The sequence below is a fragment of the Cupriavidus sp. 2KB_3 genome (assembly GCF_052115685.1).
Lineage (GTDB): Bacteria > Pseudomonadota > Gammaproteobacteria > Burkholderiales > Burkholderiaceae > Cupriavidus > Cupriavidus campinensis.
The window spans coordinates 354,790-374,668 of sequence record NZ_JBFRHD010000001.1 but is presented as its reverse complement, the minus strand read 5'-3'; the positions used below and the strand labels follow the sequence as shown (position 1 = coordinate 374,668).

Annotated in this window: 21 protein-coding genes; all 21 read right to left on the bottom strand. The window is 64.2% G+C overall.

What is annotated here, in order from left to right; translation table 11 throughout:
- Nucleotides 1-187: 187 nt before the first annotated feature.
- The 21 genes from nagZ to AB4120_RS01675 all read right to left on the bottom strand — a co-directional run bounded on the left by nagZ (nt 188) and on the right by AB4120_RS01675 (nt 19,702).
- Nucleotides 188-1,246: a beta-N-acetylhexosaminidase gene (nagZ, locus tag AB4120_RS01775; RefSeq protein WP_149135588.1), complete on the bottom strand. Its 1,059-nt coding sequence runs from the start codon at nt 1,244-1,246 to the stop codon at nt 188-190.
- A 30-nt stretch (nt 1,247-1,276) separates the two neighbouring features.
- Nucleotides 1,277-1,693 carry a holo-ACP synthase gene (acpS, locus tag AB4120_RS01770; RefSeq protein ID WP_149135587.1) on the bottom strand — a complete coding sequence of 139 codons (417 nt, stop codon included), beginning with the start codon at nt 1,691-1,693 and terminating at the stop codon, nt 1,277-1,279.
- On the bottom strand, nt 1,690-2,472 hold the full coding sequence (pdxJ, locus tag AB4120_RS01765; protein WP_149135586.1) for a pyridoxine 5'-phosphate synthase: 783 nt from the start codon (nt 2,470-2,472) through the stop codon (nt 1,690-1,692). The genes acpS and pdxJ overlap by 4 nt, the downstream gene beginning before the upstream one ends.
- Nucleotides 2,473-2,476: 4 nt before the next feature.
- Entirely contained in the window at nt 2,477-3,361 is an 885-nt protein-coding gene (gene recO / locus AB4120_RS01760; RefSeq protein WP_149135585.1) for a DNA repair protein RecO, read from the bottom strand.
- A gap of 5 nt (nt 3,362-3,366) precedes the next feature.
- On the bottom strand, nt 3,367-4,305 hold the full coding sequence (era, locus tag AB4120_RS01755) for a GTPase Era (protein ID WP_149135584.1): 939 nt from the start codon (nt 4,303-4,305) through the stop codon (nt 3,367-3,369).
- Entirely contained in the window at nt 4,302-5,072 is a 771-nt protein-coding gene (gene rnc / locus AB4120_RS01750) for a ribonuclease III (protein ID WP_149135583.1), read from the bottom strand. The genes era and rnc overlap by 4 nt, the downstream gene beginning before the upstream one ends.
- 4 nt (nt 5,073-5,076) lie before the next feature.
- On the bottom strand, nt 5,077-5,475 hold the full coding sequence (locus AB4120_RS01745) for a DUF4845 domain-containing protein (protein WP_149135582.1): 399 nt from the start codon (nt 5,473-5,475) through the stop codon (nt 5,077-5,079).
- A 54-nt stretch (nt 5,476-5,529) separates the two neighbouring features.
- Nucleotides 5,530-6,429 carry a signal peptidase I gene (lepB, locus tag AB4120_RS01740; protein ID WP_211943943.1) on the bottom strand — a complete coding sequence of 300 codons (900 nt, stop codon included), beginning with the start codon at nt 6,427-6,429 and terminating at the stop codon, nt 5,530-5,532.
- 71 nt (nt 6,430-6,500) lie between these two features.
- Complete coding sequence (lepA, locus tag AB4120_RS01735; RefSeq protein WP_149135580.1) at nt 6,501-8,294, bottom strand: translation elongation factor 4; 1,794 nt, start codon at nt 8,292-8,294, stop codon at nt 6,501-6,503.
- Between the two features lie 261 nt (nt 8,295-8,555).
- Nucleotides 8,556-10,049, bottom strand: a complete 1,494-nt coding sequence (locus AB4120_RS01730; RefSeq protein ID WP_149135579.1) for a DegQ family serine endoprotease — start codon at nt 10,047-10,049, stop codon at nt 8,556-8,558.
- A gap of 148 nt (nt 10,050-10,197) precedes the next feature.
- Nucleotides 10,198-11,277, bottom strand: a complete 1,080-nt coding sequence (locus AB4120_RS01725) for a MucB/RseB C-terminal domain-containing protein (protein ID WP_441641787.1) — start codon at nt 11,275-11,277, stop codon at nt 10,198-10,200.
- An 8-nt stretch (nt 11,278-11,285) separates the two neighbouring features.
- On the bottom strand, nt 11,286-11,915 hold the full coding sequence (locus AB4120_RS01720; RefSeq protein ID WP_149135577.1) for a sigma-E factor negative regulatory protein: 630 nt from the start codon (nt 11,913-11,915) through the stop codon (nt 11,286-11,288).
- Between the two features lie 116 nt (nt 11,916-12,031).
- Entirely contained in the window at nt 12,032-12,631 is a 600-nt protein-coding gene (gene rpoE, locus AB4120_RS01715; RefSeq protein WP_092290028.1) for an RNA polymerase sigma factor RpoE, read from the bottom strand.
- A 183-nt stretch (nt 12,632-12,814) separates the two neighbouring features.
- Nucleotides 12,815-14,047 (bottom strand): beta-ketoacyl-ACP synthase II, encoded by a 1,233-nt coding sequence (gene fabF / locus AB4120_RS01710; RefSeq protein WP_441641786.1) that lies wholly within the window; start codon nt 14,045-14,047, stop codon nt 12,815-12,817.
- 210 nt (nt 14,048-14,257) lie between these two features.
- A complete protein-coding gene (acpP, locus tag AB4120_RS01705) occupies nt 14,258-14,497 on the bottom strand; it encodes an acyl carrier protein (RefSeq protein ID WP_008644813.1) in 240 nt (79 codons plus the stop codon).
- Nucleotides 14,498-14,666: 169 nt separating this feature from the next.
- On the bottom strand, nt 14,667-15,416 hold the full coding sequence (gene fabG / locus AB4120_RS01700) for a 3-oxoacyl-ACP reductase FabG (protein WP_149135575.1): 750 nt from the start codon (nt 15,414-15,416) through the stop codon (nt 14,667-14,669).
- Between the two features lie 18 nt (nt 15,417-15,434).
- Nucleotides 15,435-16,364 (bottom strand): ACP S-malonyltransferase, encoded by a 930-nt coding sequence (fabD, locus tag AB4120_RS01695; protein ID WP_441641785.1) that lies wholly within the window; start codon nt 16,362-16,364, stop codon nt 15,435-15,437.
- A gap of 79 nt (nt 16,365-16,443) precedes the next feature.
- Nucleotides 16,444-17,424: a beta-ketoacyl-ACP synthase III gene (locus AB4120_RS01690; protein ID WP_149135574.1), complete on the bottom strand. Its 981-nt coding sequence runs from the start codon at nt 17,422-17,424 to the stop codon at nt 16,444-16,446.
- Between the two features lie 86 nt (nt 17,425-17,510).
- Entirely contained in the window at nt 17,511-18,590 is a 1,080-nt protein-coding gene (gene plsX, locus AB4120_RS01685; RefSeq protein ID WP_144199338.1) for a phosphate acyltransferase PlsX, read from the bottom strand.
- Between the two features lie 192 nt (nt 18,591-18,782).
- Nucleotides 18,783-18,962 carry a 50S ribosomal protein L32 gene (gene rpmF, locus AB4120_RS01680; protein WP_008644820.1) on the bottom strand — a complete coding sequence of 60 codons (180 nt, stop codon included), beginning with the start codon at nt 18,960-18,962 and terminating at the stop codon, nt 18,783-18,785.
- A 122-nt stretch (nt 18,963-19,084) separates the two neighbouring features.
- Nucleotides 19,085-19,702: a YceD family protein gene (locus AB4120_RS01675; RefSeq protein WP_149135573.1), complete on the bottom strand. Its 618-nt coding sequence runs from the start codon at nt 19,700-19,702 to the stop codon at nt 19,085-19,087.
- Nucleotides 19,703-19,879: the final 177 nt, after the last annotated feature.

Here is a 19,879-nt window from a genome sequence, read left to right as displayed (position 1 = left end):
TATTCCGTGCTTCCGGCTCAGTGTCCCAGTCCCAACTCCCCCGGACAAATATTCCTGAACCACCTGGCGCTTGAACGCCTCGTTGTACTTCGCCATGAAAAACACCCCAAAGGTTGAACGGGTGTCCAACTTTTGGGGTGCAGTTCAGCGCCGGCCCTTTTTGTTTTTGCCCGCCGACGCCGATGCTTCAGGCGATCAGGTCATGCTCGCGCAGCAAGCGCAGCGCGGCACGGTAGTCGGCATCCTGTTGCAGTTTGTTCCAGTCCAGCGGCCGCTTGCGACCGAACAGCTTGCGGATACGACGCTGCGACGCCTTGTCGGCCCTCAGATCGGCCTCGTCCAGTTCCTTGAGGAGTTGGTCAGCGCGCTCGGGATGGTTGCAGATCAGCACCATGTCACATCCCGCATCGAGCGCGGCCCGAGCGCCCTGGGTCACCGTGCCGGCGACGCTGGCACCCTCCATGCTCAGGTCGTCGCTGAAGATCACCCCCTCGAAGCCGAGTCGCGTACGCAGCACATCCTGGAGCCAGAACGGCGAGAAGCCGGCCGGGTTCGGGTCCACCTTCGGATAGATCACGTGCGCAGGCATGACGGACGCCAGCGCATTGCCCATCCAGTCATACGGACGCGCATCGTGGGCCAGAATCTCATCGAGCTCGCGCTCGTCGACCGGCACGGCCACGTGCGAATCGGCCTCGACGAAGCCATGCCCCGGGAAATGCTTGCCGCAGTTGCTCATGCCGGCCAGCAGCAGGCCGTGCGTGAGATGGTTGGCCAGCATCGTCACCACGCGCGGATCGGCGTGAAACGCGCGGTCACCGATCACGGCGCTGCGGCCATGGTCGAGATCGAGCACCGGCGTGAAACTCAGGTCGATGTCGCACGCGCGCAGTTCCGCCGCCAGCACATAGCCACACGCGATGGCGACCTTGGTGGCCGTCATCACATCGCGATCCCACAATTCGCCTAGTTTTGCCATCGCCGGCAGGTGCGTAAAGCCATCGGTCTTGGCGCGTTGCACGCGACCGCCTTCATGGTCGATGCAGATCAGCACGTCCTCGCGCACCGCGCGAATCGCCCGCGTCAGCGCAGTCAGCTGCGCGCGCGACTCGAAATTCCGCGCGAACAGGATCACGCCGCCTGTCAGCGGATGGGCGATACGACGCATGTCCTCGGCATCGAGCTGCTTGCCAACCACGTCGAGCACCACCGGGCCCGGACGCTTGCCGGAAACTTTCTTGTTCATAGGAATATCTTGAGTTCAGGCTGCGTAGGTTCAGGATGCGGTACCGGCCGCCTGGCCGCCCCGCTCCGCGATGGCGAACGCCACCGCGTATTCGTGTTCGTCACTGACACTGACCCGGATGGTCAGCCCGCGTTCCCGCACCCATTCGGCCAGCTCGCCGGTGCATTGCGGCGTGGGCTCGCCCGATGGCAGGTTCAGCAGTTCCATGGCGCGCCACGTCATCGGCCACCGCATGCCCAGACCGATGGCCTTCGAGAACGCCTCCTTGGCCGCGAAGCGCGTGGCCAGGAAGGCCAGTCCGCGCTTCTCCGAGCGCGCCTTGCGCGCGTGGTAAACCTTCAACTCACGCGGACCGAGCACCTTTTCGGCGAAACGGCCGCGCGTGCGCTCCATCACGCCCTGCACGCGATCGATCTGAATGATGTCGGTGCCGATGCCGTAGATCACGCCGCCTGCCCCGGCACGGGATAACGGGTGCCCAGGCGCGCGGCCACCATGATGGCCTTCATCTCGCGCACCGCGTTCTGCCAACCGACGAACACCGCGTGCGCGACGATCGCATGACCGATGTTCAGCTCCTTGATGCCAGGCAGCGCCGCGATCTGTTGCACATTGGTGTAATGCAGGCCGTGGCCGGCATTGACGACGAGGCCATGGCGGATACCTGCGTCCACACCCTCGGCCACACGGCGGAATTCCGCCGACTGCTCCTCGGGCGTATGGGCGTCGGCGTAGCGGCCAGTGTGGATCTCGATGACGGGCGCCTTGCACGCGGCAGCGGCCGCAATCTGGTCCGGATCGGCATCGATGAACAGCGAGACGCGGATGCCCGCATCCGCCAACTGCCGGCAGGCAGCGCTGACCTGCTCGAAATGACCGGCCACGTCGAGACCGCCTTCGGTGGTCACTTCCTCGCGTTTCTCAGGCACGAGGCAGACGTCCTGCGGACGGATTTCGCAGGCGATATCGAGCATTTCGCGCGTGATCGCGCATTCCAGATTCATCCGGGTGCCAAGCTTCGGACGCAGAGCACGTACATCCGCATCGCGGATATGGCGGCGATCCTCGCGCAAGTGCAGCGTAATCAGGTCAGCCCCGGCGATCTCCGCCTGGAGCGCGGCCTCGATCGGGTCCGGATATACGGTGCCACGCGCATTCCGCAGTGTGGCCACGTGGTCGATATTGACGCCAAGGTCGATGACGCCGGGATTCGCGTGAAAAATCATGGCTTTACAGAAATTGCAGGTCGATGAGGATTTGCCGCGTTTTCAGCGGCGCACCCTGGAGATAATAATGCAGCAGGAAACGCATCAGCGCGCGGCTTTGCGTGGCGGTCTGGGCGCGACCGTAGTCGTCCCGCCCCATGTCCAGCAAGGTCTGGCCGGACACCACAGGCCAACTCGACGGATCGCTCGGCTGCGCGCGGCGCACGCCGCGTTCCGGGTGATATACGTAATCGAGGCCCGGTTGCACTGGATCCCCGGTGCTCACACACTGGTCGAACGCCACCGCGAAGCCGGTCTCCTGCAGCAGCACGCGCTCGAAGCTGCGCAGCACGAGGCTCGCCGGCTCGCCATGCGCGAGCCGCGTCAGCGTGATCATGTAGTGCTTGAACAGCGCCGGATGCGCGTCCTCGCGTGGACAGAAGCGCAATAGCAATTCGTTGAGATAGAAGCCCGACAGCAGCGCATCGCCGGCCAGCGGCAACATGCCGCCCATGTATTCGGCCTTGGTCAGCGTCTTGACCTCGCCGCGACCGGTCCAGGACAGCGAAATCGGGTGGAAGTGCTGAAGTACCGAACGCAGCGCCGAATGCGGCCGCTTGGCGCCCTTCGCAACCATGGCCATGCGGCCGTGGTCACGTGTGAAGACGTCCAGAATGAGACTAGTCTCACGATAGGGATAGGCGTGGAGCACGAACCCGGACTCGTTGGTCACGCGCAACTCGGTGCGCGCGGGCACGATCCGCATGGCCCGGTCCATCATCTCGCGGCCGGCGGCCACGGCCGGGGACAGCCCGGTACCGTCCTGCACTTCCAGCAGTTCGGCGGCTTCCTCGGCGATGGGATCGGCGCTCCGCGCGCGCCTGGGCGCGGCTCGGGGCGCGTCAGGCATCTTGCTCACTCGTAGCCGTAGGCCCGCAGTCCGGCTTCGTTGTCGGCCCAGCCGCTCTTGACCTTGATCCACATCTCCAGGTAGACCTTGCCGTCGAATAGCTTCTCCATGTCGAGACGTGCCTCGGTGGAGATCTGCTTGAGCTTGGCGCCCTTGTTGCCGATGATCATGGCCTTGTGCGCGTCGCGCTCGACCAGGATCGTCGCGAACACGCGGCGCAGCCGGCCTTCGGTCTCGAACTTGTCGATAATCACGGTGCTCGTGTACGGCAGTTCGTCGCCGGTCCAGCGGAAGACCTTCTCGCGGATGATTTCCGAGGCCAGGAAGCGCTCGCTGCGGTCGGTCATCGCGTCGGCGTCGTACATCGGCTCGCCTTCGAGCAGGTACGGGCGGATGATGGCCAGCAGCCGCGTGATGTGGTCGTGCGTCTTCGCCGACATCGGCACCACTTCCCGGAACGGGAACAGTTGCCCCATCTTTTCCAGGAACGGCATCATCACCTCGGCGCGGTTCTCGCCCAGCCGATCGAGTTTGTTGGTGACGAGCAGCACCGGCACGTTCTTCGGCAGCAGCGACAGCACCTTTTCGTCATCGGCACCGAAATAGCCGGCTTCCACGACGAACAGCACCAAATCCACCGTAGACAGCGTGGACGTGACCGCGCGGTTCAGCGAGCGGTTCAGCGCGCTGGCGTGGCGGGTCTGGAAGCCTGGCGTATCGACGAAAACGAACTGCGCGTCATCCGTGGTCTGGATACCGACGATGCGATGGCGCGTGGTCTGCGCCTTGCGGGACGTGATGCTGACCTTCTGGCCGACAAGTGCATTCATCAACGTGGACTTGCCCACGTTGGGGCGGCCAACAATGGCCACCGTGCCGCAGCGGAACGCCGTGGCATCCGAGGGTGCCTGGGCGTCCTGCTGCGGAGGGGTAGATTCGGTCATTCCTTCAACCTGAGAGACAACTGGGGATCCGGCGGCACCGGCTGCTTGCGGGTCTTGCCCGTGCGCTCGGCCCGGCTGCGCTTAAGCAGCTGGGGCACGAGCTTCTGCACCTCATCCAGCGCGAGCTTGGCCGCCGCCTGCTCGGCCGCACGGCGCGAGGCGCCTGTGCCGAACACGCGCACCTCCAGTTTAGGCACGGTGCATTCGACTTCAAACTGCTGGCTGTGTGCGGCACCGTGTGTGGCGATGACGTTGTACTGCGGCAGGGCAATCTTGTGGCCCTGCAGATACTCCTGGAGCAGCGTCTTGGCGTCCTTGCCCAGCGTGCGGGGGTCGACCTGCTCCAGAATGGGGATATACAGCTTGCGGATCAGCGCCCGTGCGGCATCGAAGCCGGCATCGAGGAACACCGCCCCGACAATGGCCTCCAGCGCGTCAGCCAGGATCGACGGACGGCGGAATCCGCCGCTCTTCAGTTCGCCCTCGCCCAGGCGCAGGGCGTCGGAAAGCTGGAGCATCTGGGCGATCTCGTACAGCGCCTGCTGCTTGACGAGGTTGGCGCGCACGCGGGAAAGATCGCCCTCATCGAGCTTGCCGAACATGCCGTAGAGCATATCGGCCACGGCGCAGTTCAGCACCGAGTCGCCCAGGAATTCCAGGCGCTCGTTGTGCTGGGCGCTATGACTGCGATGGGTGAGCGCCTGCTGCAGCAATTCGGGCTTGCTGAATCGGTAGCCGAGACGTTGCTGCAAGGCGTCGAGGATCATGTCGTTACTGCGTTCCCGAATAGGTAATCAATAGACTCAGCGGACCATAGACGGGAATCTCGGTCCGGTACGAAAAACCAATGCTGCGTATCCTGCCGGCTTCGTCCTCGATCACATCGAGATCGTCGCCCTTGAGCGCCTCGATGCGGTCGATCTGGGCCTGCTTGTCGAAGTTGGCCGCCACATCCTTGCGGCTGACCGACCGATCCTTCGCGTAGTTCACCGCCCGCTTGACCGAGAAGTACTCGATCATGCTGGGAATCGCCTTCACTGCCGGCAGCACCACCGCAATCACGATGATGATGACGATCAGCAACGACCCCAGCGAGAATCCACGTGATTTTTTAATCACATTTGCACGGATACTTTCCCTCTTCCCCGAAAAACCCAACTTCTGACCCATTTTGCGCTTCCCTCGTTTTTTGAGTGTATTTGCGCTGCGCGAGGCGTCCGACCCCTACTTGAACGACCCCACGCGCCCAAAATTGCCGAGGTTCATCCAGATCACGAACGCCTTGCCTACGACGTTCTTGTCCGGGACGAAGCCCCAGTAACGTGAATCCAGGCTGTTGTCACGGTTGTCGCCCATGACGAAATAGTGCCCTTCCGGCACTTTACACGTCAGCCCCTGCTGATTGTAAGTGCAGTTCTCGCGGAACGGGAAATCGGGGTCGGCGCCCGCCACGAACGCCGGACGGTCGGCATCGTTCAGGATGCCATGCGCCACGCCGCCCGGCAGCGTCTCGGTGAAATGCTTCGAGTAGGCCAGCCGCTCCTCGTCGAGGTAGTCTGGCAAGGCGCTGTACTCGGCCGGCTTGCCGTTCACGGTCAGCTTCTTGTTTTCGTAGCGCACCACGTCGCCGGGCACGCCCACCACGCGCTTGATGTAGTCGAGCGACTCGTCCTTCGGGTAGCGAAACACCATCACGTCACCGCGCTGCGGCGTGCCAACGTCGAGGACCTTCTTGTTCAGCACGGGCAGGCGGATGCCGTAGTCGTACTTGTTGACGAGGATGAAGTCACCGATCAGCAGCGTCGGGATCATCGAGCCGGACGGGATCTTGAACGGCTCCACCACGAACGAACGAAGCACGAACACCGCCAGGATGACCGGGAAGAAGCTCGCCGAGTACTCGAGCCACCACGGCTGGCGCAGCTTTTCCTCGGCCAGCCGGGCGCGCGAGGCATCCAGCTCGGTACTCCCGTGCACCGCCTGCATGTCGCCGCGGCGCGCGTCGAATTCGGCCAGGGCAAGGTGCGCCACGCTGCGGCGCTGGCGCTCGAAGACCAGCTTGTCGGCAACCCAGGCAATGCCCGTAATGACCACCAGCACAAAAAGGATCAGTGCAAAATTCATGACGGCTTGGCGTTGATTTTTTAGAAGATCGTCTTGTCACCCGGCCAGCGGACTTGGCGCTGGCCTGCGGCTTACTTGTCGTCCACCTGCAGGATCGCCAGGAATGCCTCCTGCGGGATCTCCACGGTACCCACCTGCTTCATGCGCTTCTTACCCGCCTTCTGCTTCTCCAGCAGCTTCTTTTTCCGCGAGATGTCGCCGCCATAGCACTTGGCCAGCACGTTCTTGCGCAGCGCCTTCACGTTCTCGCGCGCGATGATGTTCGCCCCGATCGCCGCCTGGATAGCCACGTCGTACATCTGGCGCGGGATGATCTCGCGCATCTTGGCCGCCACCTCGCGCCCGCGATATTGCGAGTTCGAGCGGTGCACGATCACGGACAGCGCATCGACCTTGTCGCTGTTGATCAGGATGTCCACCTTGACCACGTCCGACGGGCGATATTCCTTGAACTCGTAATCCATCGACGCATAGCCGCGCGACACCGACTTCAGCCGATCGAAGAAGTCCATCACGATCTCCGCCATCGGGATCTCGTAGGTCAGCTGCACCTGCTTGCCGTGGTAGCTCATGTTGATCTGCGAGCCGCGCTTCTGCGTACAAAGCGTGATCACGGAGCCGACGTAGTCCTGCGGCATGTACAGGTTGACCGTGACGATCGGCTCCAGAATCGCCTCGATCCGGCTCGGATCAGGCATCTTGGCCGGGTTTTCCACGGTCAGCACCGTGCCGTCGCGCATCTGCACCTGATAGACCACCGTCGGCGCGGTGGTGATCAGATCCATGTCGAACTCGCGCTCAAGGCGCTCCTGCACGATTTCCATGTGCAGCAGGCCCAGGAAGCCGCAGCGGAATCCGAAGCCCAGCGCCTGGGACACTTCCGGCTCGTATTGCAGCGAGGCGTCGTTCAGGCGCAGTTTCTCGAGCGATTCGCGCAGCGCCTCGTACTGGTTCGCTTCCACCGGATACAGGCCGGCGAACACCTGCGGCTTGACTTCCTTGAAGCCCGGCAGCGGCTCGGCCGCCTTGCGCGCCATGGTGGTGATGGTGTCGCCCACCTTGGCCGCTTTCAGTTCCTTGATGCCCGCGATCACGAAGCCCACTTGGCCCGCCGAGAGCGACTCGCGCGGCAGCGATTTCGGCGAGAAAACGCCAACTTGTTCCACCAGGTGCTGCGCGCCCGTGGCCATCAGCAGCACCTTGTCCTTCGGGCGCAGCGTGCCATTGACCACACGTACCAGCATGACCACGCCGACGTAGTTGTCGAACCAGGAGTCGATGATCAGCGCCTGCAGCGGGGCGGCGGGGTCGCCCTTGGGCGGCGGCACCTTGGCGATCATCGCCTCGATCACGTCTTCCACGCCCTGGCCGGTCTTGGCCGAGCACGGCGTGGCGTCGTGGGCGTCGATGCCGATCACGTCCTCGATTTCCTGGATCGCGTTGGCGGGGTCCGCCTGCGGCAGGTCGATCTTGTTGAGCACGGGCACCACTTCCACACCCAGCTCGATGGCCGTGTAGCAGTTGGCCACGGTCTGGGCTTCCACGCCCTGCGAGGCATCCACCACCAGCAGCGCGCCTTCGCAGGCGGACAGCGAGCGGCTGACTTCGTAGCTGAAGTCCACGTGCCCCGGGGTGTCGATCAGGTTCAGGTTGTAGACCTGGCCGTCGCGCGCCTTGTAGCTCAGCGCCGCGGTCTGGGCCTTGATGGTGATGCCGCGCTCCTTCTCGATGTCCATCGAGTCGAGCACCTGCGCTTCCATCTCGCGATCGGACAGCCCGCCACACCGCTGAATGATTCGGTCGGCCAGGGTCGATTTCCCATGGTCGATGTGGGCAATGATCGAGAAATTACGAATGTGGTCCATCTAGCGTTCAGGGAGGCGCCGGCGCGCCAGGTGGGACGGGGGCGCGGGAGCATAAAAAAGGTGGGGCGCAATGCGTGCGCCAATCCGCGATTTTACCGGATTTTCAATGACTTCCGGCGCGGTAAATGGTGTCGGCACCGTGACCGGCACTTTCCGTGCGTGGCCCCGGGAATGGCGTATCGCGCACCCCGGAAATACATCGCGCCGGACATCGAGGCCGGCGCGATGGAGGTTGGGGGTCCGGGGATCGCCCGGACCGTCTTACCGGGCCTGGCTCGGACGCAGCGTCAGCACTTGGGTGGCGTCGCCACGGCGCACGAACACGGCCGCCATCTTGTTCTTGTCCAGCGCCTTCACCATGTCGTTGAACTGGCGAGCGTTGGTCACGTCGGCGTCGCCCAGACGCAGGATGATGTCGCCCGGACGGATGCCTGCGCGTGCCGCGGGGCCGTCTGCCGCCTCCACTTCCACGCCGGACTTGACCTTCAGTTCCTTGAGCTTGGTCTCGGCAATGTCGGTGACGATCAGCCCCAGCGCGTTCGGCTTGGCGGCTGGCGCGGCTTCGTCCGCGCTGCCGCCCCGCTTGTCGCCCCGGCGCGCCACGGCGCGGGCGTTGTCCGGCTCGAGTTCCGTCACGGTCACGGAAACGTCACGCGTCTGCCCCTTGCGCCACACCTGCAGCGGCACGCGGGTGCCCGGCTTGGTATCGCCAACCATCCGCGGCAGGTCCGACGCCTTCTCGATGTCGCGGCCGTTGAACTTCAGGATGATGTCACCCGCCTCGATGCCGGCCTTCTCAGCCGGTCCGCCCGGCTCCACGCTGCCGACCAGCGCGCCACGCGCGCGGCCCAGGCCCAGCGAGTCCGCCACTTCCTTGGTCACGTCGCCGATGGCCACGGCGATCCGGCCACGGGTCACCTTGCCAGACGCCTTGAGCTGCTCGGACACGCGCATCGCCTCGTCGATCGGAATCGCAAACGAGATGCCCATGTAGCCACCGCTACGGCTGTAGATCTGCGAATTGATACCGATCACCTCGCCGCGCAGGTTGATCAGCGGCCCGCCCGAGTTGCCGGGATTCACGGCCACGTCAGTCTGGATGAACGGCAGGTAGTCGCCCGTATCGCGGCCCTTGGCCGAGACGATGCCGGCAGTCACGCTATTGTCGAGCCCGAACGGCGAGCCGATGGCCAGCACCCACTCGCCCGGACGAATCTTGTCCGAATCGCCAAGCGGCAGGCGCGGCAGGTTGTTCGCTTCCACCTTGATCAGCGCCACGTCGGTGCGGCGATCGGAACCGATCAGCTTGGCCTTGAACTCGCGCTTGTCGGGCAGCGTCACGTAGATGGTCTCGGCATCCGCCACCACGTGGGCGTTGGTCATCACGTAGCCATCCTGGCTGATGATGAAGCCGGACCCTACGCCGCGGCTCTGTTCCTCCCCCTGCGGCGGCTGGCCACGGCGCGGCGGGGTGGGACCACCCGGCGCGCCCGGCATCGGCACGCCAAAGAAGCGGCGGAAGAATTCGGCCATCTCGTCGTCTTCGGGCGAGTTGCCGCCACGCGAGCGGATGCGTTCGGTGGTCCGGATGTTGACGACGGCCGGGCTGGCCTTCTCCACCAGATCGGTGAAGTCAGGCAGGTTGTAGTTCGAGGCAGCCGCCTGGGCATGCCCCACCTGGGCAACAGCCGGACCCAGCACGAGCATGGCAGCCATGACCATGGTTCGCACCAGGGCTGGGGATTTGAAAATCATCGACAACTCCCGGGAGATCAGCGAGAAACGGATGCCTTGCCGGATGTCGGAGCCGATCGACCCCGCAAGGCGGAACTTCAAGCGCGACTGGCCCGCACCAAGCGGCCGGCCCGGGGTTCGCTGCCCCGGCGCCAGCGCGCCCATGCGCTCAGTGTACCGTCTTGGGCGGGCGGTACTCCACGCCGGCGGCGAACTGCCTGACCGTGGCTGCGGGCACCTCGCCCACCACCGTGATCCAGTAGTCAGCCACGCGGCGCACCACGACCTGCGTGGCGCCGAGCGAAGCCACGCCTTCACGGCGCGCGCGTTGTTCCGATACGGGTTCGATAAAGATCGACAACCCGGTCAGACCGTCGCTGTAGACGATCTGGAGCACCTCGAAGACCTGCCCCGGCTTGTTACCTTGGGCGGGTGCGCGCAACTCGCCCAGCGGGCGGCGCACTTCGCGAATCTTCTGGAAGCCCTTGAGCGGCGAACCGATGATCCAGCCTTCGTCGGCCACGTTGGCCGGCTGATAGGTGACTTCGTAACGGTTCCACGACTGCGAACTCTTGATGGCGGACAGGATGCGTTGCTTGTCCGACGGCACGCCGATGTCGACCTGCGAGAACGCCACCTGCTCGAGCACCTTGCCGCCCTCGCCAATGGTCTGGGCGCGCATCAGCAGACCCGAGCCCTTGTCGGCCCACAGGCGTACTGCGTAACGCGCCGCATCGTGCGGCTCAAGTGAGAACACCTCGCACTCGACGCCCGCCACGCGCTCGCCGGGCAGCTTGCGCATGTCGTACAGCTCGAGCACATCGCTCTTGTTGGTCGCCAGTAGCGCCGGGAAGCGATCCTTCGCCTCCTGCTTTTCCACGACCACGAGCTTGGCTTCGGGAATCAGGCTGTGCACGACGTCGTTCTGGCGCAGCACCTCGCGCGGCTTGCCGTCGAGCGTTTCCAGGCGTTCGTACTCGTTGTGGACGAGATCGCTGTAATGCTGGATCCGCGACGCATGCATGACGCTGCCGCGCTGGTAGATCAGCGTGCCGACATAGTTCTCGCGCTGGGCGGCACGGTGGATCTTGTTGAGCCACGCCGTGGCGTCGCGTCGGTTCAGCGTATTGTCAGACGGCTGCGCCGTTGCGGCCGCAGCGGTCAGACACAAGGCCAGAAAAAAGGACCTGCGCAGGCCCTTCCTTCCGTGTACGCCCGCTACGTTGGCGGGCGACATTCCTTTATGCATGTCCGGCATTATTCCTGCGAATTTTCCTGTGAGAAGTTTGCGCCATTCGCCACCGTGCGCATGGTCGGCACAAAGGCTTCGGTCGCGACCGACGTGCGATGGGCACGCAGGTATTCGTCAAGGCGCGGATCGCGAATCATCTGGGCACTGTCAGCGGCCACAGTCACGATCGAACCGGCCTTGGCCGGCGTGGCGGACTGCTCGACGCGCGCCACGACGGCATCGGGCGTACCGATATCACCCGGACCACGCATCTGCGGCACCACAACCCAGCTCACGGCCGCCACAGCGGCGGCGATGGCCGTGCCCGGCATCACGCGGCGCACCCACGACGGGCGTACCAGCAGGCGTTGGCGGCCGGCTGCAGCCACGGCGGGCACGAGCACATGGGGCTCGGCTTCCAGGCTTGCGGAGAATCGGGAAAGAAACGCTTCGGTCGAACCAGCGTGCGTCAGCTCTTCCGAACGCAGCGTGTCACCGATCAGCTGGTAGACGGTCCAGTCCGTCATGCCGGCGTCGCTCTTCGCGAGGCCCAGCACGGCGTCCACTTCGTTCGGCGCCAGCTCGCCATCCATCAAAACGGAGATTTGCTCCGATGCTTCCACTACATGAACCGACTGCTTATGAGCCTGACCCATTTCCCACCCCAAGAAATTCCATTGAACACCGATAAATCCCGTACTGCTGCTTGTCGTTTATCGATGCAGGAATTGGCTGCAACGCTGGCTGCACGACATTCTTCAACTTGCTACCCCTACCACCGCTTGCCCTCGGCCGTTCCCAGCAGCGGGCGCAACTTGTCGGCGATCGCCTCGCGGGCGCGGAAGATCCGTGACCGCACGGTCCCGATCGGGCAACCCATGGCTTCGGCGATTTCCTCGTAACTGAGGCCCTCGATCTCGCGCAGGGTAATGGCGGTACGCAATTCCTCCGGCAGCGCCTCCATCGCGCGGTTGACCGTCTCGGCCACCTGACGCGTGTGGAGCATGGACTCCGGCGTATTGATATCCCTTAGTTGCTCGCCGTCTGCAAAAGTTTCAGCCTCTTCGGCGTCAATATCACTGGACGCCTCCGGGCGGCGGCCCTGCGTGGCCAGATAGTTCTTGGCGGTGTTGACGGCGATGCGGTACAGCCACGTGTAGAAGGCGGATTCGCCCCGGAACTGGGGAAGCGCGCGGTATGCCTTGATAAAGGCATCCTGCGCCACATCCTCCACTTCGGCGGGATCGCGGACAAGGCGCGAAATGAGCCGGATGATCTTGCGGTGGTACTTGGCCACCAGCAACTCAAAGGCTCGTTTGTCGCCCTGCTGGACGCGTTCAACTAGAAGCTGATCGGCTTCGCGTTCGCTCACGAATGGTTCACCTGCAGTGTATCTCTTGGTTTTGTCGTCACGACAAACGTTGTATTTTACCTACGAATCGGGACCCACCGGGTGTCGCGAAGCGCATTCTGTGACCGCCCGTCCGCATGTTTGGTTCCGCATGCCGAAATGAAGCGGGGCTCGCCGTGGCGAGCCCCGTAATACCCGTCGCGATCAGATGCGGCGGAAGACAAGCGTGCCGTTGGTGCCGCCAAAACCGAAGTTGTTCTTCACTGCCACGTCGATCTTCATCTCGCGTGCAGTATTCGGCACGTAATCCAGGTCACATTCCGGATCCTGGTTGAAGATGTTGATCGTCGGCGGCGAGACCTGGTTGTGGATCGCCAGCACAGTGAAGACCGACTCGAGGCCGCCAGCGCCGCCCAATAGGTGACCGGTCATCGACTTTGTCGAATTGACCACCATCTTGTAGGCGTGATCGCCGAAGGCCAGCTTCACGGCGTCGGACTCGTTCTTGTCGCCCAGCGGCGTGGACGTGCCGTGCGCGTTCAGATACTGCACTTCGTCGGCATTGATGCCGGCGTTCTTCAGCGCAGCCACCATGCAACGGCGCGGGCCGTCGGTGTTCGGGGCGGTCATGTGGAACGCGTCGCCGCTCATGCCGAAGCCAATCAGCTCCGCATAGATCTTGGCGCCGCGTGCCTTGGCCGACTCGTACTCCTCGAGCATCATCACGCCGGCACCCTCGCCCAGCACGAAACCGTCGCGGTCCTTGTCCCACGGACGCGAGGCCGTGGCCGGATCGTCGTTGCGGGTGGACAGCGCCCGGGCTGCGGCAAAACCGCCAATCCCCAGCGGCGAAACCGTTGACTCGGCGCCACCGGCCAGCATCGCGTCGGCATCGCCGGCCTGGATCAGGCGGGCGGCCAGGCCGATGCTGTGCAGGCCGGTCGTGCAGGCCGTCACGGCCGCGAGGTTCGGGCCCTTCAGGCCGTGATAGATCGACAGATGGCCCGAGATCATGTTGATGATCGAGCCCGGAACGAAGAACGGCGAAATCCGGCGCGGGCCGCGATTGACCAGCTCCATCTGCGTAGCTTCGATCATCGGCAGACCGCCGATGCCGGAGCCAACCAGCACGCCGATACGCTCGGCGTTCTCCTCGGTCACTTCCAGGCCGCTATCCTTCAGCGCCTGGGTACCCGCCGCGATACCGAAATGGATAAACGTATCCATACGGGGGGCTTCCTTCGCCGGAACATATTCCTCGACGTTGAAGCCCTTCACTTCACCGGCAAAATGCACGGCGAACGGGGAGTGATCGAATTTGGTGATGGTGGCGATGCCGGACTTGCCGGCAACCAGGTTGGCCCAGCCTTCGGCAACCGTGTTTCCGACCGGAGACACAAGGCCAAGCCCAGTGACGACGACGCGACGACGGCTCACTATGATTTCCTACGAGTGCGTGAAGCGGAATTGGATTGATTCAGGATCTCGCCGATCCGGCCGTTAGTCATTGCATACGGCGCGTAATACGGTTTGAGATCATTCCGATTCTGCTTCTTCGAACAGACGAAAGCCACAGAAAACAACCGGACAGGACCATGACGGCCCCACCCTTGTGCCTTCTGTGGCTCGGAATGCGAAGACGACGGCTTAGGCCTTGACGTGCGCGGTGGCGTAGTCGATGGCCTGTTGCACGGTCGTGATCTTTTCGGCTTCCTCATCAGGAATTTCCATGCCGAATTCATCTTCCAACGCCATCACGAGTTCAACCGTGTCCAGCGAGTCCGCACCGAGATCGTTCACGAACGACGATTCGTTCTTGATGTCTGCCTCGGCCACGCCAAGCTGTTCAGCCACGATTTTCTTGACGCGTTGTTCGATATTGTCCATGTAACCCTCCAGGGAAGTTCGACAAAAAGTGGGCGCATTTTAGCAGGTTTGGACCACAAAAAATCCGCCTGCCATCTATTGCAAGAATCGCGCCCGTTCGGTTTGAAAAACAACTGCTTCGCCCGCCATCTTTCGGCTTCTTCGCCGAAATGCACGTCGGGTAATGCAATCAATTCATGTACATGCCGCCATTCACGTGCAGCGTAGTGCCCGTGATGTAGGCGGCCTGCGGACCGGCCAGGAACGCCACCGCATGCGCGATGTCTTCCGGCTGGCCGAGTCGGCCCAGCGGGATCTGGGTCTTCAGCGCCGTATGCTGCTCGTCCGACAGGACCTTGGTCATGTCGGTGTCGATAAAGCCCGGCGCCACGCAGTTCACGGTAACGTTGCGGCTGCCGATCTCGCGCGCCAGCGCGCGGGCCATGCCCTCCACGCCGGCCTTGGCCGCCGCGTAGTTCATCTGGCCCGGGTTGCCCGTGGAGCCCACCACCGAGGTGATGTTGATGATGCGGCCGGTACGTGCCTTCATCATCGGGCGCAGCACGGCGCGCGACAGGCGGAACACCGCAGTCAGGTTCGTGTCGATGACGCTCGTCCAGTCGTCGTCCTTCATGCGCATGGCCAGTTGGTCCTGGGTGATGCCGGCATTGTTCACCAGCACGGCCAGGCCACCGTGAGTCTTCACGATCTCCTCGATCACAGCTTCGCAGCGCGCGGCGTCATTCACGTTCAGCACCACGCCATGGCCCTGCAGGCCCTCGGCCTTCAGGTATTCGCCGATGGCGGCCGCGCCGGACTCGCTCGTGGCGGTGCCGATCACGGTGGCGCCCTGACGCGCCAGTTCCAGTGCGATGGCCCGGCCAATGCCGCGCGACGCACCCGTCACCAGGGCGACCTGATTTTCCAGAGTCTTGCTCATGTTGCGATGTTCCTTGGCTTACTTCAGCAGCGCCAGCGTGTCTTGCAGCGATGCGGGGTCGAAGATCGCGCCGCCGACGAGGTTGCCGTCGATGCGCTTGGTCATGCCGGCCAGCACCTTGCCCGGACCGCATTCGATCACATGGGTCACGCCTTCGGCGGCCATCTTCTGCACGCACTCCACCCAGCGTACCGGGGCGGCGGCCTGGCGCACCAGGGCGTCCTTGATCTGGGCCGGATCGTTGGCGATGGCCACGTCCACGTTGTTGATGACCGGGATAGACGGCGCCGAGAACGCCAGCCCAGCCATGCGCTCCTTGAGGCGGTCCGAAGCGGGCTTCAGCAGCGACGAGTGGAACGGCGCCGAGACCGGCAGCGGCAGCGCGCGCTTGGCACCCTTGGCCTTGGCGATCTCGCAGGCCTTTTCCACGGCGGCCTTGTGGCCGGCAATCACCACCTGCGCGGGGGCGTTGAAGTTGACGGCCTCGACCACGCCGGCGGCAGACGCCTCGACGCAAGCCGCGCGCACGTCGTCATCGGACAGGCCGAGGATGGCGGCCATGCCGCCCTCGCCCACCGGCACGGCTTCCTGCATCGCCTGTGCGCGGAAGCGCACCAGCGGCACCGCATCGGCAAATGGGATCACGCCCGCAGCCACGAGCGCCGAGTACTCGCCCAGGCTGTGGCCGGCCACCAGTGCCGGGGCCGGGCCGCCGGCGTCCAGCCAGGCGCGGTACACGGCCACGGCAGCGGTCAGCATCACCGGCTGGGTGTTGGTCGTGAGGTTCAGTTCTTCCGCCGGACCTTCCGCGATCAGGCGGCCGATGTCCTGCCCCAGCGCGGTGGAAGCTTCCTCCAGCGTGGCGCGGACCACCGGGTTGTCGGCAAACGCGTTGAGCATGCCGACCGATTGCGAGCCCTGGCCAGGGAAAACGAATGCGAATTTCATCGGGAATCCAGTCTTAACGATTCAGACGAGCGTGTCGGGGCGCACGTGCCCTTTCAGGCACGCCGCGCCGGACCGCATCTTACATGCGCAGGAGCACCGCGCCCCAGGTGAAGCCGCCGCCAACGCCTTCCAGCATCACGGTCTGTCCCGGGCGGATACGGCCGTCGCGCACGGCCACGTCGAGTGCCAGCGGGATCGACGCCGCCGAAGTATTGCCATGCTCGTGCACCGTGGCGACCATGCGCTCGGCCGGCAGGCCCAGCTTGCGCGCCGTGCCCTGCATGATGCGGATATTGGCCTGGTGCGGCACCAGCCAGTCGATTTCGTCCGCCTGCACCTCGGCAGCGGCCATGGCCTCGCGCGCCACCTTGTCCAGCACGTTCACGGCCAGCTTGAACACCGCCTGGCCGTCCATGTGCAGGAAGGCGTTGCCGGTGATGGCACCGCCCGACACATTGCCCGGCACGCAGAGGATGTCCACGTGGCTGCCATCGGCATGCATGGCCGACGACAGGATGCCCGGTTCGTCGGAGGCAGTCAGCACCACGGCGCCGGCGCCGTCGCCAAACAGCACGCAGGTGGTGCGGTCGTTGAAATCGAGGATGCGGGAGAACACTTCGGTGCCGATCACCAGCACGTTCTTGTGCGAGCCGCTGCGGATGAACTTGTCCGCCGTGGAGAGCGCGTAGACGAAGCCCGAGCACACGGCCTGCATGTCGAAAGCCGCACAATGGTTCGTGATGCCGAGCTTCTGCTGCACCAGGCAGGCGGTGCTCGGGAACACGAAGTCCGGCGTGGAGGTGGCCACGATGATCAGGTCGATGTCCTGGCGCTCGATCCCGGCCGCCTCGATCGCCCGCTCGGCCGCTTGCACGGCCAGGTCACTGGCGGTGACGTCCGGCTCGGCCCAGTGCCGCGCCGAAATGCCGCTGCGCGAGACGATCCACTCGTCGCTCGTTTCGATGCCACGCTCGGCCAGCTGCGCCGCCAGCTCGTGATTGGTGACACGCCGCGGGGGCAGGTAGCTCCCGGTACCGATGATTTTTGCGAACTTGGTCATGTCTGTCGGATCGTGATGCTCACCCGGGCCGCCTGCGGCAGCCGCCACGGCCCCCTGCACTCAGGGGGTTCAGAGGGCTTGAGGCCTCAGGCGGCATGGGTATCGGGATGTGGGTCCGGTGCGTCGGTCTCCGGGCCGCCCGTCGCGGGCGCCGTGGCGCCGGACTTGTTGGCGAAGACCCTTGCTATACGTTCGATTACGCCGTTTCTGGCCGCATCATACCCGCGTTTGATCGCCCATTCAAAAGAGTGGGCGTCGGCGGAACCGTGACTCTTGATCACCAGTCCGCGCAGGCCCAGCAGCGAGGCGCCGTTGTAGCGCGCGGGGTCCAGCCGGCGCGCCAGGCGCGACAGCACGGGCATGGCCACGGCGGCCAGCAGCTTGGTGAACCAGGAGCGCGTGAACTCCTCCTTGATCATGCCGCCAATCATCTTGGCCAGGCCCTCGGTACTCTTGAGCGCCACATTGCCGACGAAGCCGTCGCAGACCACGATGTCCGTCGTGCCCTTGAAGATGTCGTTGCCTTCCACGTTGCCGTAGAAATTCAACTCGGAAGCGCGCAGCAGCTCGCCGGCGGCCTTGACCACCTCGTTGCCCTTGATCACTTCCTCGCCGATATTGAGCAGGCCCACCGTGGGGTGATCCTTGTGATCCACCACGGACACCATGGCCTCGGCCATGCGGGCGAACTGGAGCAGGTGCCCGGGTTCGCAGTCGGCGTTGGCCCCCAGGTCGAGCACCGTGGTGCCCCAGCCCTGCTCATTGGGAATGGTGGTGGCGATGGCTGGCCGCTCGATGCCCTCGAGCGTCTTCAGCACATAGCGCGACACAGCCATCAGCGCGCCGGTGTTGCCGGCGGAGATGAGCGCGTCGGCGCGGCCTTCCTTGACCTGCGTGGCCGCCACGCGCATCGAAGAGTCCTTCTTCTTGCGCAGCGCCACTTCCACCGGGTCATCCATCGTGATGACCTCGGTTGCCGCCACCACGGTGACGCGCGGATGATCGGCCGCATGCAGCTTCCTGAGCTGCGCGCCGATGGCATCGGGCAAGCCGACGAGGATCATCTCGGCGTCATCGTGACGGGAAAGAAAACTGATCGCCGCCGGCACGGTCACGGATACACCGTGATCGCCGCCCATGCAGTCGATAGCGAGCTTGATCGTCATTGTTTCCAGATACGGAATGCGCACCGGCATCCGCCGCCTCGGTTCGCGGGGACGCAACCAGCCGGACGCGCGGATACGTTGGCGGGTGGGCGCCGAGCGCCCAACAAAAAAGCGGCAACGAGCTTGCCGCTTTCCTGTTTTACACCTGACAACGTGCGCGAGCGAGACACAGGGTCACGCCAGACGACCTGGTCAGTCGTTCTTGGTCTTGATGACCTTGCGGCCACGGTAGTAGCCGTTCGGGCTCACGTGGTGACGCAGGTGGGTCTCGCCCGTGGTCGGCTCAACGGCCAGGGGTGCGACCGACAGATGGTCGTGCGAACGGTGCATGCCGCGCTTGGACGGCGACTTCTTGTTCTGTTGAACAGCCATGATGACTCCTTCGAGAATTTTGCGATATTAACACACGCATCCTGCGCGAGGCGTAGCCGGGGCCCGGCCGGATGCTTGACCTGCTACCCGAGGACGGGTGCGCCGGCCGCTCTGTTGCGGCGTCAGTGCTTCGTCTTCAGGCCGGCCAGCGCCGCAAAGGGCGATGGCCGCTTTTCCTCTTCGGGCGGAGCCTCAGGCTCCACCTCACCGTCCGCGCCGGTCACGAGCGACTCGTGCACGGCGGGACAGACCATATGCTTGGGTGCCGACGGCAACGCCAGCAGCACCTCGTCTTCCACAAGTTCCAGCGGCGAAAACTTCTTCGACCCGACGATCACGTCGACGTCGTCGTCATCCATGGGTGCCGAATCCGCCGCTTCTTCGCTGGCCATGACCTCGAAGCGCATCGACGTGTCGATCGGCTCCGGGTAGACCTGCAGGCAGCGCTGGCAATCGAGCCAGACCCGGCCCTGCACGGTGACGTCGACGAACAGCCGCTGCGACACCGCCGCGCCAGCCTCCACCGCTTCCTCGTGCATGAAGCCGGTGAGCGTGTAGTGAAACGTCTCGTCCGGCGCCGACGCTGGCGCATCCTTGGCCGTCTCGGCTAAGATGCGCGGCAAATCGCGCGTCGCCACGTCGCCCGCCACGCTGCCACCCTTGCGGCAGAACGCGAACAGATCGGTTTCGCGCAGATCGAATGCCACGGCGGACGCCGCTGGCTGGGTCGGCTGACTCATGTACGCTGAATCGCTGGAAAAATGCCTTGTTTGCCACACCTGGGACGATCCACGCCAACGAGGGCGGATACGCCTGCCGCGATGGCTTCCGATCACGGCCGGGCACGAATGTGCCTGTGTGGCTAAACGCGCGATTATAAGCTGAAAAACGGGACTCGGTCAAAGTATACAACTGGC

Bases quoted from the DNA above. Each gene is read 5' to 3' on its own strand.
- nagZ (WP_149135588.1), bottom strand. From the start codon at position 1,246: ATGAACAAGAAAGTTTCCGGCAAGCGTCCGGGCCCGGTGGTGCTCGAC.
- pdxJ (WP_149135586.1), bottom strand. From the start codon at position 2,472: ATGATTTTTCACGCGAATCCCGGCGTCATCGACCTTGGCGTCAATATC.
- recO (WP_149135585.1), bottom strand. From the start codon at position 3,361: ATGCCTGACGCGCCCCGAGCCGCGCCCAGGCGCGCGCGGAGCGCCGAT.
- era (WP_149135584.1), bottom strand. From the start codon at position 4,305: ATGACCGAATCTACCCCTCCGCAGCAGGACGCCCAGGCACCCTCGGAT.
- rnc (WP_149135583.1), bottom strand. From the start codon at position 5,072: ATGATCCTCGACGCCTTGCAGCAACGTCTCGGCTACCGATTCAGCAAG.
- AB4120_RS01745 (WP_149135582.1), bottom strand. From the start codon at position 5,475: ATGGGTCAGAAGTTGGGTTTTTCGGGGAAGAGGGAAAGTATCCGTGCA.
- lepB (WP_211943943.1), bottom strand. From the start codon at position 6,429: ATGAATTTTGCACTGATCCTTTTTGTGCTGGTGGTCATTACGGGCATT.
- lepA (WP_149135580.1), bottom strand. From the start codon at position 8,294: ATGGACCACATTCGTAATTTCTCGATCATTGCCCACATCGACCATGGG.
- AB4120_RS01730 (WP_149135579.1), bottom strand. From the start codon at position 10,049: ATGATTTTCAAATCCCCAGCCCTGGTGCGAACCATGGTCATGGCTGCC.
- AB4120_RS01725 (WP_441641787.1), bottom strand. From the start codon at position 11,277: ATGCATAAAGGAATGTCGCCCGCCAACGTAGCGGGCGTACACGGAAGG.
- AB4120_RS01720 (WP_149135577.1), bottom strand. From the start codon at position 11,915: ATGGGTCAGGCTCATAAGCAGTCGGTTCATGTAGTGGAAGCATCGGAG.
- acpP (WP_008644813.1), bottom strand. From the start codon at position 14,497: ATGGACAATATCGAACAACGCGTCAAGAAAATCGTGGCTGAACAGCTT.
- fabG (WP_149135575.1), bottom strand. From the start codon at position 15,416: ATGAGCAAGACTCTGGAAAATCAGGTCGCCCTGGTGACGGGTGCGTCG.
- fabD (WP_441641785.1), bottom strand. From the start codon at position 16,364: ATGAAATTCGCATTCGTTTTCCCTGGCCAGGGCTCGCAATCGGTCGGC.
- AB4120_RS01690 (WP_149135574.1), bottom strand. From the start codon at position 17,424: ATGACCAAGTTCGCAAAAATCATCGGTACCGGGAGCTACCTGCCCCCG.
- plsX (WP_144199338.1), bottom strand. From the start codon at position 18,590: ATGACGATCAAGCTCGCTATCGACTGCATGGGCGGCGATCACGGTGTA.
- rpmF (WP_008644820.1), bottom strand. From the start codon at position 18,962: ATGGCTGTTCAACAGAACAAGAAGTCGCCGTCCAAGCGCGGCATGCAC.
- AB4120_RS01675 (WP_149135573.1), bottom strand. From the start codon at position 19,702: ATGAGTCAGCCGACCCAGCCAGCGGCGTCCGCCGTGGCATTCGATCTG.